Source organism: Runella zeae DSM 19591 (assembly GCF_000423565.1).
Classification (GTDB): domain Bacteria; phylum Bacteroidota; class Bacteroidia; order Cytophagales; family Spirosomataceae; genus Runella; species Runella zeae.
Genome location: NZ_AUIF01000033.1, coordinates 127,701 through 142,678, shown reverse-complemented (window position 1 = coordinate 142,678; position 14,978 = coordinate 127,701). Strand labels below are relative to the sequence as shown.

The 14,978-nt window shown below is 41.3% G+C and carries 9 protein-coding genes; 6 read left to right on the top strand and 3 right to left on the bottom strand.

Annotated elements, in window-relative coordinates:
• Positions 1-117: 117 nt before the first annotated feature.
• Together G563_RS0109440 and G563_RS0109435 are read right to left on the bottom strand one after the other, a co-directional pair.
• Positions 118-957 carry a ParB N-terminal domain-containing protein gene (locus tag G563_RS0109440; RefSeq protein ID WP_028665108.1) on the bottom strand — a complete coding sequence of 280 codons (840 nt, stop codon included), beginning with the start codon at positions 955-957 and terminating at the stop codon, positions 118-120.
• Positions 958-971: 14 nt separating this feature from the next.
• Positions 972-1,937, bottom strand: coding sequence for a ParA family protein (locus G563_RS0109435; protein ID WP_229598470.1), 966 nt, complete (start codon positions 1,935-1,937; stop codon positions 972-974).
• Positions 1,938-2,177: 240 nt separating this feature from the next.
• Here G563_RS0109435 and G563_RS34155 point away from each other — a divergent pair, with 240 nt between their 5' ends.
• Positions 2,178-3,923 (top strand): PQQ-dependent sugar dehydrogenase, encoded by a 1,746-nt coding sequence (locus G563_RS34155; protein ID WP_037326282.1) that lies wholly within the window; start codon positions 2,178-2,180, stop codon positions 3,921-3,923.
• Positions 3,924-3,975: 52 nt separating this feature from the next.
• Here the strand turns inward: G563_RS34155 and G563_RS0109420 are convergent, their stop codons facing one another.
• The gene (locus tag G563_RS0109420; protein WP_028665106.1) at positions 3,976-4,953 is read right to left on the bottom strand and encodes a ThuA domain-containing protein; all 978 of its coding nucleotides are present in this window, start codon (positions 4,951-4,953) and stop codon (positions 3,976-3,978) included.
• A gap of 436 nt (positions 4,954-5,389) precedes the next feature.
• On the opposite strand from G563_RS0109420, the gene G563_RS0109415 reads away from it, so the two are divergent.
• The 5 genes from G563_RS0109415 (at position 5,390) to G563_RS0109390 (ending at position 14,962) form a co-directional block, all read left to right on the top strand.
• Positions 5,390-6,526, top strand: coding sequence for an endo-1,4-beta-xylanase (locus G563_RS0109415; protein WP_157585198.1), 1,137 nt, complete (start codon positions 5,390-5,392; stop codon positions 6,524-6,526).
• Between the two features lie 13 nt (positions 6,527-6,539).
• Positions 6,540-9,203: a sialate O-acetylesterase gene (locus G563_RS0109410; protein WP_028665104.1), complete on the top strand. Its 2,664-nt coding sequence runs from the start codon at positions 6,540-6,542 to the stop codon at positions 9,201-9,203.
• Positions 9,204-9,271: 68 nt separating this feature from the next.
• Positions 9,272-9,868 carry an RNA polymerase sigma factor gene (locus G563_RS0109405; RefSeq protein ID WP_028665103.1) on the top strand — a complete coding sequence of 199 codons (597 nt, stop codon included), beginning with the start codon at positions 9,272-9,274 and terminating at the stop codon, positions 9,866-9,868.
• A 179-nt stretch (positions 9,869-10,047) separates the two neighbouring features.
• The gene (locus G563_RS0109395) at positions 10,048-11,157 is read left to right on the top strand and encodes a FecR family protein (RefSeq protein WP_028665102.1); all 1,110 of its coding nucleotides are present in this window, start codon (positions 10,048-10,050) and stop codon (positions 11,155-11,157) included.
• Positions 11,158-11,365: 208 nt separating this feature from the next.
• The gene (locus G563_RS0109390) at positions 11,366-14,962 is read left to right on the top strand and encodes a TonB-dependent receptor (protein WP_051210855.1); all 3,597 of its coding nucleotides are present in this window, start codon (positions 11,366-11,368) and stop codon (positions 14,960-14,962) included.
• Positions 14,963-14,978: the final 16 nt, after the last annotated feature.

Genomic DNA, 14,978 nt, shown 5'->3' with positions numbered 1-14,978 from the left:
GTTTTTTTGCCCCTATTTTGGATGATATACCTTTTAGCGGCTTCAGACCTTTTTAAAAATCAATAAGTCATAAGTGCAAAACTTGCACTTATGACTTATTATCTGATTTTCAGATGATTACAAAAATTTTTTTAATTCTTTTACCTTTTGCACTAATTGATTGTAATCACTTCTACTAGTCATGTTTAAAACAAGCTTAGAAATTTCTTTTTTTCTTTGGGTTATCTCGTCTTCTTTACTGCCTTCATGAGGAGATGAACTAGAAATATCTTCAATCGTTTCAACCTCTCCTTCTTTTATATCTTCTCTTTTAGCAAGGTTCTGTATTGCTGTTTTGCTTAATGGGCTATCGCCTGCCAAAACTCTCTGCTGTAATTCTGGAACAAGTTTAGATAAACCCGCCGCAAAGTTAGCGTCGTTTTTGATGGTTCGTTGACTTACCTTAAACTCATCTGCCAATTGTTTTGATAAATCTCCCCCACTCGATTCGCGGTCATATTTACCTTTTCCACTTTTCTCACGGTTATACCTAAGCCCTCTAAAAAAAGACATTTGCTCAGGTGTTAGATTGCGCCGCCCCAATTGAAAATCAATCATATAATCCTTCACTTTCTCCAAATCGGCAAAAGTCAAAATCGCGATTTTGTAATCGATATTGTATTTCTCGCAAATTTTGTAGCGATTATGACCGTCAATCAAGACATACACTGGCTCATCGGTATCATCCATCTTAGCTTCTTGCCGAGTGGTTTCCCACAAAGTAAGCGGGTCTTTACAGCCATGAGCCAAGATATTTGCCTCCAAAAGTTTCAATTCTTCAGCCGTAAGCGGGGTGATGAATTGACGCAACTCTTCCAAAACAACAATCTGTTTCTTAATCTTTTCAATTTCTGAAAAAGCAGACTTAGGCAACTGAGTTGTTGTTTTCTTAATTCCTGACATAAAATCTTTGGCCATAATTCTATCTAAATTTAAACGACAACAAGTTCTTGGGCTAACTCTAAATATTGATTGGCAGAAGTAGACTTGGGTGAATAATCAAACAAATCTTTTTTGGCTACCTGTGATTGCTTGATGACGGTAGAAGATTCAATTTGAGTATTAAAAATAGGAAAGTGCCCGTATACGTCCCGGATATGTTCCATCATGTTTTTGTGAACACTTTGATTTTTGTGAACCATTGTAAAGAAAATTCCCCGAACCCTCAGTGAATAATTCAAATGCTCCCTTATTTCAAGAATCCGATTAAACAAATTTTCTACCCCATGATAGGCCGAAGCTTCGGGCTGAATGGGAATCAGGCATTCGTGAGAGGCTACCAAAGAGCAGGTCGTCAGTACATTGAGTGCGGGCGGGCAATCAATCAAAATAAAATCGTACTGGTCTAGAAATTGAGAAATTTTATTGAACAATCTCTTTTCACTGCCGATAGAATTAATCAATTCCAGCTCACGATACGCCATTTGAATATCAGAAGGGGAGAGGTAAAGCTTCGGTTCGATCTCTACCACCGGTAGGGGGCGCTTGTCGAGTAAGGCATCTATGACCTGTTGCTCAGGTTGGTGAACTCCAAAACACTGAGACAGATTTCCTTGAGAATCCATATCAATCATCAAAACACGATGTCCTAACAAATTAAGTGCTTTTCCAAGATTGATAGTAGAAGTTGTTTTTCCCACACCTCCTTTGTGATTCACAATCGAAATAACCCTCGCTTTACTGAATAGTTCCTCCGAAAAGCCATAATCTCTCAACACGGGCAAGAGTTTAGCAAGGTGCTTTTCATTCAAATTGATGATGCCTCCTTGGGCTTTGTAGAGTGTTTTGGAAGGGAGTCCAGCTTCTTTCTCAATCTGAGAATGATTGAGGGCAGGTTTCATTTGCAAAAACCTAAAAACCAAATCTTGAGTGAGCATATTGTGAATCTTTTGATTCACAAAAAAGATAAAATTTTATCAAAAAAGAAAATAAAAGATATGTATTTATCTAAAAGGATAAAATTTTAAAAGTCTTTTTGAGAAGTAGCATAGAGAGATTCAGGTTGTGATATATCCAACTCAAACATTTCGTTTAACCCAAAAAACAACCCAAATCCGCGTTTTTATGAGATAAGGGTAACTTAAAAAGAAAACTTGCTTTATCTTTAAAATCTACATCTTCCATAACCTCCTTTTCAAATGTTTCTCAGTTATAGTAAAAATTGGTACAAATACGCGTTCTTTTTTCTTTTCTTTTGTGGTACAATAAGCATCTGCGCTCAAACCAATAGTACTTCTTCAAAAAAAGAAGGGTATTCGAGCGACGCTAAAGTAGTCGAAAAAGGAAAACAATTATTCTTAAGTAACTGCACGGCTTGTCATAATTTCATCCAAAAAGGAATTGGACCCAGCCTAGAAAAAGCCACGACAGACTTGCCATCCGAATGGCTCACAAAGTTTATTGCAAATGCCCCAGAGATGATTTCGGCGGGGGATGCTAGAGCGGCAGCTCTTTTTGAGGAATACAAACAAATGATGCCTACTTTTACTCATCTTAAACAAGAGGAAATAGAGGCAATTTTGGCTTTTATTCACACCAATCAGCAAAAAGAAAATACCAAAGATTCGTACAAAGGCGTAGTGGTCTTAAATCCGGTTGAGGCTAAGATTCAGCCGGCTAGCTGGAAACTTGAACTTAAGCATTTTGCTACGGCACCTTTTACCGCAAGTAAGGGGCCTTTGGCGAGGATTACAAAAATGGATGTTTTGCGGGGTGGTGCTCAGGAAAGAACATTCATAGTGGATTTGCGGGGAATATTGTACGAGTTGGTCGATAATCAATGGCAGGTTTACTTAGATATGGCCAAAGAACGTCCCAATTTTATTCCAATCCCCGGATTAGCCACGGGTTTCGGAAGTTTTGCCTTTCATCCCGAATTTTATAAAAATGGGTTGTTTTATACGACTCATACCGAAAAACCTAACTTCGCCAAAGCGGATTTTGGGTATGCAGATTCTATTAAAGTGACGCTTCAGTGGGTAATCACTGAGTGGAAAATAGATAATCCAACTGCTAGTTCATTTTCGGGAAAAAGCCGTGAAATATTCCGTATCAATATGGTGTCGCCGATTCATGGAATGCAAGAAATAGCTTTTAACCCCACTGCTCGCAAAGGCAGTAGTGACTATGGTCTTCTATATGTAGGAATAGGAGACGGCGGAGCCTCCGAAAATGGTTTTGCTTTTATTTGTGCCGACAATACCCGCCCTTGGTCATCAGTGTTGCGGATTGACCCTATGGGGCGCAATAGTAAAAATGGCAAATATGGCATCCCCAAAAACAATCCTTTTGCTAATGACAAAAATGAAAAGACATTGGGTGAAGTATACATACGAGGTTTTCGAAACCCCAATCGATATACTTGGACTACTGATGGTAGGTTGATTGTGGTTGATATTGGACAAACCAACATAGAGGAGCTGAATATTGCAAAGGCAGGGGCTGATTATGGATGGCCTGAACGAGAGGGGACTTTTGTCATCAATCATCGGGGCAAAATGGATCGGGTTTATGCCTTGCCTGCTGACGAGCCTCGCAACAAATACACCTATCCTGTGGTTCAGTACGATCACGATGAAGGAAAGGCTATTTCGGGTGGGGTAGTGTACAATGGCACCGCTGTACCGGCGCTAAAGGGCAAGTATATTTTTGGGGATATCAACAATGGACGAGTATTTGCCGTTGAAACAGCTCAATTAAAACTTGGAAAACAAGCCAATATCCAAGAAGTTTTGCTGAAAATAGAAGGCGAAGAGAAAACTTTTTTAGACCTTCATCCTAAAATCAAACCAGACTTACGGCTGGGAGAAGGGCCCAAAGGGGAGCTTTTTATTTTTACCAAAGCCGACGGTAAAGTATATGAAGTAGTAGGAGTATCTAATTGATAGATTGGTTTTTATCTCCCCTTTTTAACCAAAAAAGGGGAGATAAACATGGCTAGTTTTTGGAAAATTTACGTTGACTTGTGGCACTTTCGGTAGGAAAATCTTTAGGAATCGGAATATCTACCTTGCCAGTAGCTGCCCACTGAGCGCCGCGTTGGAGACAAGTGATAAAACCTACACATTCTACGGAATAATCGACGTGACCTAGTGGTGTATGAAAAATACGCCCTTTACCCTGTTTGATAGTCATGAGCATAGGCTCGTGGCGGTCTGTGCCGTTGTTGTCTTTGGGTGAAAAAGCCGTTGCGAGTACCTCCATGTTTTCGGCCGGACCACGCAGACGGTCATACATTTCGTCTTTGGTATGCATCCATTTGAGAGGCATTCCTTTGGTAATCGGGTGTTTTGAGTCCCGAATCGTAATCAAAAACTCTTTTTGTGCGCCATGTGAGCCGGCATTGCCGGGTTTGGTATCCTTGATGAGTTTGCCGGTTTCGTCATAGTACACATACGGGCCGTCTTTTTCGGTACGGTTGCCCCAGCCACCAAGTCCAATCATCCGATTGTAAGCAGGCCATAGAGGAAAAGAGTTGTTGGCGGCATGTACTACCACAAGCCCCCCGCCGTTTTGAATATATTTTTCAAAATCCGCTTGCGTCCCATCCGACCAGGGAGCGGCGTTCCAACCAAAATTACAAATGACGACATCGTATTTATGGAAATCAGGATGAAAGGCTGAATCCATACGAGGTTTGGGAAGAGCTACCGTTTTGGGAACGCCATCGATTGGGAATTTTTCGACCAAATCACCACCATTCCAAGTATAATAAGTACGCTGCACATCCACCGTAAATTTCCCAGTTTCTTCCAGATAATGCTTCATCATGTAGGTGATTTTGGGCCATTGATCGTGGTTGTTTTGACCGTCAATAATGAGTGCTTTTAGGACTTTGTTTTTTTGAGCTACCAGCTCTAAAGTAGTACAAAACCCCAAAATGAGGAGAAATAATAAGCGGTACTTAGCTTTCATATAGTACAGAAATATTAAAGGTTAGTTATTTGTTAATCAATATGTTAGACAATAAAAATGTTTTTTGGTCATAAAGTACTGTTTGTTAGAAATGATTTTAAGTAAAAAGGGGTGATTAATGATAATAAATAGACCAGCACGACTGGTTTCTACTTTAAAGTTGTTGTTTTTTTCAAGGCTTAATTATTCCAAACCTGCTATAAGTTGGTGTAAATTTCTTTCAAAAACTATTTAGGTCTGCTAAACAGTTTTTGAACCATGATATGTCAAAGCTATGAAGTAAGGCGGTTTGTTCGTAAAAGTTTATGCGCATTTTTGAAAATGGAAGTGCTTTAAAATTCAGATAAGTATTTGCACAACCCCGCCCTCTTTATGAAGGGAGAGCCTCAAAAGACTCACTATTTGTAAGAAACCTATGGTCTTTATTTTAAAAATTATGAAAAAACAATCGTTACTTTTTGTACTTCTTTTTTTTAATCTAAATACTTCTTGGGCGCAGTTTACGCTCAAAGAAGCCTATAAAGGAGCTTTTAAAATGGGCGTGGCAGTCAATGATGCCATTGTTTCGGGAAAAGACAAAGCTTCTCAGCTAATCGTAGAGCAGCAGTTTAATACTATCACCCTCGAAAACTCTATGAAAGCTGGGCTTATCAACCCCCAACCGGGTGTTTTTAAGTTTGAGCCTGCGGATGCCTATGTGGCTTTTGGACAAAAAAATAACATGTTTATCGTAGGTCATACTTTGGTATGGCACAATCAAACCCCGGCTTGGTTTTTTCAGGATGAAAGTGGAAAACCTAAGTCAAAAGAGGCGGTCGCGGAGCGCTTGCATGAGCACATCAAAACGGTAGCTGGCAGGTATGCCGGAAAAGTACATGCTTGGGATGTGGTCAATGAAGTCATAGATGATGATGGCAACTACCGCCCTACCACTTGGGTAAAAGGAATCGGAAGCGGGGAGGAGTTAGTGAAACTGGCCTTTAAATATGCCGCTCAGTACGCTCCTAATACCGAGCTATATTACAATGATTTTAATGCATGGCGACCTTCCAAAAGAGACGGTATCGTGAAGATGGTGAAAATGCTTCAGAAAGAAGGAATCAAGATCGACGGGATTGGTATACAGGGTCATTGGGGACTCAACTACCCCAAAACCGAATATATTGAAGCGGCGATTGAAGCTTATGCGGCTTTGGGCGTAAAAGTAATGATTACGGAATTAGACGTAGATGTGTTACCACTGACCAAAGAAGGACAAATCATTGGACAAGGTATGAGCGAAAAACAGTTTCAAAATGAAGAATTTAAGACATTTCTAGACCCTTATCCGAATGGACTGCCAGATAACATACAAAAAGCGCTGGCAGATAGATATGCGCAACTTTTTGAGATATTTTACCGAAAAAGGGATAAAATCGACCGCGTAACCATGTGGGGAATTAACGATGATATGTCGTGGAAAAACGATTATCCTATTCCTAACCGCACCAATTACCCACTGCTATGGGATCGAAAAAAACAGCCAAAACCTGCTTTTGATGCAGTATTGAAAGTCCCCCAAAAATCAAAGTAAGAAGCCATTACTCATGAAATCATTTTATACTTTCTTTGCCTGCCTCGCGCTTTCTTTGTCGGTCAGGTCCCAAATCCGATTGCCAAAGTTAATTTCGGATCATATGGTTTTGCAGCGTGACCAGCCGCTGAAAATATGGGGTTGGGCGTCGCCCAAAGAAAAGGTGGAATTGAGTTTTAATAAAAAGACATTCAAAACTACCACTAATCCTAATGGTCAATGGGAGATTCAGCTACCAGCACAGTCGGCGGGAGTGGGGTTTGACATGGTATTAAAAGGCAAAAATCAAATCATTCTCAAAAATATCGCTTTTGGGGATGTGTGGCTTTGTAGTGGGCAAAGCAATATGGTATTGCCGATGGAAAGAGTCAAAGAAAAATATGTTGAAGACATCGCCAACGCAAACTATCCTGGCATCCGCAATTTTTTTGTGCAGACACTCACCGACCTAAATGGTCCCAAGGATGATTTTCCTGCGGGAAAATGGCTACAAGCCAATCCCAAAGATGTGTTGAGTTTTGGGGCTTTGACCTTCTATTTTGCCCGTGATTTGTATGAGAAATACAAAGTGCCCATTGGTATCATCAATAGTTCGGTAGGAGGAACGCCCATAGAAGCTTGGATTAGTGAAAGTGGGTACAAGGATTTTGGAGATATTCAGAAAATCATATCTCAAAACAAAGATACAAGCTTCGTAAACGCTGCGAGCATCCGACCGATGGCAATGCTTAATCGCCCAAAAGTCCAAGATACGGGATTGGTTGAACATTGGGAAAGTGCTGATTATCAGCCAAAAGGATGGCGGAATTTTAATATTCCAGGCTATTGGGAAGACCAAGGACTCAAAGATTTAAACGGAGTCGTTTGGTTTCGTCGGGAGTTTGAAGTACCTCAATCTTGGTTAGGAAAACCTGTAAAATTATACATGGGTCGAATCGTTGATGCCGATGAGATGTATGTTAATGGCAAAAAAATAGGGAATATAACCTACCAATACCCACCTCGCCGCTACGAAATCCCGGCGGAGGTATTGAAAGAAGGAAAAAATACCTTTGTGATTAGGGTCACCAATACAGCAGGCAAAGGGGGATTTGTGCCTGATAAACCCTATTTCATGACGGCCAACAACGAACAAATAGACCTGAAAGGGACTTGGCAATATAAAGTGGGGGAAGTATATCAGCCCATAGGGTGGTCAGGAGTAGGAGGGGGCTTGGTGAAGCAAAATCAACCCACTGCGCTCTACAATGCGATGATTGCTCCCATTTTACCCCTGAAAATCAAAGGATTTGTTTGGTATCAAGGAGAAACCAATGCTGGACGCCCTGAGCCATATGATGCCTTGCTACCTGCATTGATCAATGACTGGAGAGCGCTTTGGCAAAGTCCTACTCATCCTTTTTTGGTGGTACAATTGGCAAATTTTCAAGACATTAATTACACTCCTACCGAAAGCAGTTGGGCAAGGCTGAGAGAAGCGCAAAACAAGGCACTTACTTTACCCAATACCGCCGTAACAGTTACGATAGATTTGGGCGAATGGAACGACATTCACCCACTCAACAAAAAAGATATTGGCCAACGCTTAGCCTTGGCCGCAAGCAACTTGGCCTATGGCCAAAAAGACATCGAATACTCAGGACCCGTTTTGAAATCACAAACCATTGAAAATGAAAAAATTACCCTCACATTCGACCATGTGTCGGGTGGGATAGTAGCAAAGGATGCCGAGCCTTTAAGGTGGTTTTCAATAGCTGATTATGACAAAAAATTTGTGTGGGCTAACGCCAAAATCATTGGAAAAGATAAAATAGAGCTTTGGACCCAAGCCGTGAAGTACCCTAAGTACGTACGTTATGCTTGGCAAGACAATCCCGAAGGAGTAAATTTTTATAATTCAGCGGGTTTGCCAGCCTCACCCTTTCGGACAGATGCCGAAAATCTGAACGAGTCTAAACCTTGGAAAGGTAAAAAATGTGCGGTTGTGCTGACCTACGATGATGCCCTCAATGTGCATCTCGACTATGCCATTCCTCAACTAGATTCGCTTAATCTAAAGGGGACTTTTTATATTGCAGGGGCTTTTCCGGGATTTAAAAACCGAATGAATGATTGGAAAAAAGCGGCGAACCGTGGCCACGAATTAGGCAATCATACCTTATTTCACCCTTGTGATGCGTCTTTGCCAAATCGAACTTGGGTAAATCCCGAAAATGACCTCAGTAAATATACCCTCAAACGCATCACCGACGAGATCCGACTGACGAATACCCTGCTTGAATCGGTAGACGGGAAACAACAACGGACCTTTGCTTTTACCTGTGGCGACACCAAAGTAGGTGGTGTAGAATTTATGAATGAACTAAAAAATGACCTTGCAGGAGCGAGAGCAGTACGGGCTCGAATGCAAAAGATAGAGGAAATTAATCCCTACGATTTTGATGCTTATATGATCAATGGTCAAACAGGCCAACAGTTGATTGATTTAGTGAAACAAGCTGTAAATGAGGGAAAATTGCTGGTGTTTTTATTTCATGGAGTAGGAGGAGAGCACTCTTTAGATGTATCGTTGGAGGCGCATCGTGCATTACTTCGCTATCTCAAAGAAAATGAAAAGGACATTTATATCGACACCATGCTAGGCGTAACTGAGCATGTGAAAGCATTTAAAAAATAGGAACATAAATATTTCAATTAATTTTATCAATGAAGTAATATTGTAACCTAGCTGATAGTTAAAACAATATGCCAATCCCTCGCGACGAACCTCTTCTAGCAGAACTTTGGAGCCGATTTAAGACCGGGGACGAAAAGGCATTTGACCAATTAGCCGAATTGAGGTACCGGCTGTTGTTTAACTATGCTACTCGTTTTACCAAAAATCGAGATTTTATTAAAGATTGTATTCAGGATTTATTCTTAGAACTTTGGGAACGGCGGGCGCATTTGACAGATACGCCTTATGTGACGATATATCTCATCAAGTCACTAAGAAATAATTTATTGCGGCAATTGCGTCAAGAAAAAGCTCTGGGCGAAACCGATGAGTGGGATCAAGAAACGTTTGCGGATGAAACCACTATCGAACAAGAACTGATTGCGGCGGAGCTTCTTTCTGAACAAGCCCAGACGATTCGTAGGGCAATAGAGCAATTGCCCGCGCGTCAACAAGAAGTCATTTTTTTGAAATTTTACGAAGGGTTGTCCAACGAAGAAATTTCGCAAGTGATGGATATTGAACGCCAAACTGTCGCCAATTTTATCTATCGCGCTCTCAATCAAATGAAACATTTGTTGCCACTTTTACCATTTATTCTTCTTTTTTGCCTTAATGTTGCCTAAACGTTTAAGCTTTTTTTGTTGCTCCTAATCTCTCTGTGTCAATTAGTTGCGGATTTTGTCGGCTTTTCATGAGCAACAAACTGAAATTTTTTTCAAAAAAAAATCTCTAAAAAAGGGTATTCTCTCTTTGGTTAGTACTATTTCCATACAGCACACCTGAAAAAGACAAAATAAAATCCATGAAAGATTACATAAACTATACAATAACGGACTTCATTTTGGATGATTCTTATCGGCGGTGGGTACTCAAAAATACCACAGTGGATGGTGCTTTTTGGGATGAGTTGCTCAAAAAATACCCTTTTTTGGCTTCTGAAGCGGAGGCAGCTCGTCAGTTTATTTTGAAAATACACCAAGCCCAAGATAATATTTCGGATGAAGAAATCAGGAAAGAATTAGCCCGCCTTTCAGAATCAAGAGTCTCTGAGGCTGTTTTTGTTAAACCTTTGCTTAATCGAATAAGCATCTGGGCAAAAGCAGTAGCTGCGGCATTGGTGGTAGGGATTGTTGGATTGCTGTACGTATTTTATCAACAACAAAAATCTCCCGTTGCTTCGTACGAAATTCGCAAAAAACAGTTGGGAAACAAATTGGTAGAAGTCATAAACAATGAGGCTACTGTCAAAACGATTCAATTGCCCGATGGCAGTAAGGTGCAGTTACAATCGGGGAGTCGGCTGAGCTATCCGGCAGAATTTGCTGCCCAAAACCGAGAAGTATATCTTAGTGGAGAGGGCTTGTTTGACGTAATCAAAAATCCAAAACAACCTTTTATGGTGTATGCCAATGAGGTGGTCACTAAGGTGTTAGGAACTAGCTTTATCGTTAAAGCTTTTGAGAAAGCAGATAAAGTAGAAGTGATTGTCAAAACGGGGAAAGTATCGGTGTATTCGGTCAAAGAATCAGAAACTAAAACACCAACTTCTGAGCTTTCAGGTCTGATTTTGACGCCAAATCAATTGGGGGTATTTGACCGAAAGCAAGAACAACTTGAAAAAACACTCGTCAGCGTGCCAGAACCTATTGTCGGCCCTGAAACCGAAAACAACACTACACCCACAAACGTATTTGATAATACCCCCGTGAGTCAGGCTTTTGAGTCGTTGTCTCGCACCTACGGAATTACTATTGTATATGACAAAAGCATTCTAAAAAACTGTGAAATAAGCGCCGAATTTGTTTCAGAGAATTTTTATGAACAATTGGACCTAATCTGTAAAGCAATTGAGGCCAATTATAAAATAAACGATGGTCAGATCATGATTGAAAGTAAAGGATGTTTGCCCTAACAAATTGTTTAACCCTTATCAATGTCACGCTGAATATGAATTAAACCTACCCGACCAAAATGTTTTGAAAAAAAGAAATCGGAAACGCGCCAACGTTCCCGATTTCAGACTGGTCCCCCGCATAGTTTCTCACGCTAATTGCTCTCCGACAGGACGTCGGACAAGGGACTTTTTGTAAAATTTATAAATTGTAAAACGTTTCAAATGTATGAAAAATGGTTCTAAAACGCTAAAGGTTTACCTAAAAATCATGCGTCTTTCCTTGTATCAATTCCTGTTGTCGATTTGGGCCGGTACTTGTGTATTAGCAACTAACGGTAGTGCGCAGGAACTTCTCAATCGGCGCATATCTATTGCCGTTGAAAATCAGAATGTTGAATTTGCGATTCGAAAAATCAGTAAGGCGGCTTCGGTGCGTTTTGTGTATAGTCCTCAGCAAATAAAAGCAGACCGCAAAGTCACCCTCAATGTTCAAAATCAGCCATTAGCCCAAGTATTAGAAACACTCTTAAAACCGCTGAGTATTTCTTATGAGATTACGGGCTCACAAATTTTGTTGCGGTACAAATCAGAAGCTTTTCTTCAAGAATCAGAAAATAAAATTGAGCCTCAGAGTATCGATATTTCGATTACGGGTACAGTCACCGACGAAAAAAACGAACCGATGCCCGGGGTAAGTGTAGCTATCAAAAATACTACACGAGGCACTACCACCGACCCCAACGGCAAGTTTGTTTTATCAGTAGCAGACGAATCAGCCATTTTGGTTTTTTCTTTTTTGGGTTACGAAAAACAAGAAGTATCAATAGGTAATCGTAAAACAATAGCCGTGCAGCTACGCCCTGATCCCAAAAGCCTTCAGGAAGTGGTAGTAGTAGGATATGGAACCCAAAGCAAAGCTACCTTAACTGGCTCAGTAGCTACCGTAGATGCCAAAACATTCCAAGACCGTGGTCCAGTAGCAAGCCCATTGGCAGCTTTACAAGGTCAAGTAGCGGGCGTGACCGTAACCCGTAGCTCATCACAACCTGGCCGTGAAGGTTGGAATTTTCAAATCAGAGGAGCTGCTTCTATCAACAGTACAGAACCCTTAGTGATAGTTGATGGACTACCGGTACCGGGTGTAAGCGCATTGAATTCATTTAATCCAAACGACATTGAAAATATCTCGTTCCTAAAAGATGCCGCCGCTTCTATCTATGGTTCGCGGGCAGCGGGCGGGGTGGTATTGATAACGACCAAACGCGCCAAAAACGGTAAACCTCGCATTGAATATAATGTGGCTCTTTCACAAAAAAATGTGGGGTTGTTGCCTAAGCTGGTAGATATCAATGGTTGGGGACCCCTAATCAAAGAAGCGCGTGCGGCTGATGGTTTCCCAGCCACTGATATTTGGCTTAATTATGCCAACGTAGCCATTGCAGCCAAACAACAAGGCATTGATTGGATGACAAAAGCCCAGTACGACGCCATGAGTTTTCAAGGGGCTACTTTATTTTCGGATGTCAGGGACTTTACATTTTTTAACGGAACAGAGCAAGATATGCTTTGGGGAAAAGCACATTCGCAAGAGCACCAGTTGAGCGTGTCAGGTAGAACAGAAAAAACGGGGTATCGTATCTCATTGGGCTTTTTGGATGATGGGAGTTTGCTGCAACCTGGCAATAATTCAAATCAACGCTACAACCTTCGACTAGCTCACGATTATCAATTTTCAAAAAAATTGAACCTTGAAAGTAATCTTTCTGTCGAACGAAACACCATCATTCAGCCTACTCGTTTAGGGGATATTCTAAACAACGGAAATCAGCCCGGCAAGCCTGCATCGGGCCTTGGACTGACAGGACTTCCTTATGTATGGGGGTCGGGGATTGGAAATGCTGCTGTCAACGCCATTGCTAATTTCGGGGGCGACAACAAAGAAATCAATACCCGCTTGAATGGAAATTTTAAACTTACCTATGATTTGCTGCCTAGTCTCAAGGCGGTTGCTTCGGTGGGTTATTACTTATTGAATACGGATTATCGTACCATGGAAAATATCATCTCTTGGTATGATTATGCCGGAACTACCAAAATATCGGATATTCCAGCACGCACTTCTTACCAACGTGGCACCAAAACCGAATCAAACGTAACTGCAAGTGGCTATTTGGAATTTAATAAAAACCTAGCGGATGCTCATTCGTTCAGGGCGGTGGTAGGAGCGCAATACGAACGTTTTGAGTATAATCGCATTCTAGCCAAAACGTTTGATGTTGTAATGGGTGTTCCTCCTTCGTTGAACCTAAGTACTGGCGACCCTACCTCAAAGTCGGTGGGTGAGGCCCAATATCACACCGCGATTGCTGGTTACTTTAGCCGTTTCAACTACGCATTTAAAGACAAATATTTGGTAGAAGCTAATCTACGCTATGATGGCTCGTCGAAATTTCGCCCCGAAGACCGCTGGAAATTGTTTTATGGCGTGTCGCTGGGATGGGTATTATCAGAAGAGAATTTCCTAAAAAACACCAATGTTTTCGATATGCTGAAGCTACGTGCTTCGTATGGTGCTTTGGGTAATCAAAGCGGTATCGGTTCTTATGATTATATCCAATTCTTAAACTTGTCGTTTTCGACCAATCAACAGAGTTCAGGATTTCCAATCTTAGGTACCGCTCCAGCAGTTCGGATAGCTCCTAGCGGAACGCTTGTCGCCTTTGACCGCACGTGGGAAAAAGTAGAAAATCAAAATATTGGATTGGATTTTGGAGTTTTGCAAAATCGTTTGACGGGTAGTTTTGATTATTTTGTCAAAAACAACCGAAATATGCTCCTCAACCGCACTTATCCTGCCGTTTTGGGAGCAAGTGCTCCTCAAGGAAACAATGGCCACTTGAGAACTTGGGGGTGGGATTTGGCACTCAACTGGCGTGGTAAAATCGGTAATTTAACGTACCGGATCGGTGGAAACCTTTCGGACAATCAAAACAAACTTGTCAATTTTGGTGGTCAAAATATCATTGGTTTAGGAACACGAGGCTACAACACTGCAGTAGAAGGGTATCCGATTGGGTCTTATTTTGGACTTGAATACGCAGGACGTATACAGACCAACGAAGAGTTGGAGGCTTACCGTAAGTTCATTACAGGAAATAACATCGGTATGCCAAGTGGTGCAGTAGGAGCACAAGCCAACTCTCGATTGGCTTTGGGTGACAATATGTTTAAGGATTTGAACGGCGACGGAAAAATCACTTTTCCCGAAGATGCTAAATACTTAGGAACTGATAATCCGCGCCTCACTTATTCGCTTAATGGTGGTGCCGAATATAAAGGCTTTGATTTGAACTTTATTTTTCAAGGAATTGGAAAACGTACTATCATTCGCGACGGCAACTGGCGTATTCCTGCAGCGGTGATTTTTCAAGCTCAAAATGCGGCATTTGTGGATCAATGGTGGACGCCTACTCGTGCAGACGCGGCCTTGCCTCGGGTCTCCACTACCGGAACAATCAACAACTACAATTATTATCCGTCGGATTGGGTGGCTGAAAATGGCGCATATCTCCGCTTAAAAAATTTAGTGATAGGATATACTTTGCCTAACAACCTTACCAAAAAAGCTAAGCTCGAACGTGTAAGAGTGTATTTTTCAGGAAACGACCTTTGGGAAATCACAAAGATTCGTGACGGCTGGGATCCTGAAGCATCACGTACTGTTTCAAACAATGGTGACAGCGAAAACAACAATATCGTGACGTTTAGCCAACGTTTCCCCTTTTATCGTTATTCTACGTTTGGTTTGAATGTTACTTTCTAATCACTTCCAAAGCATA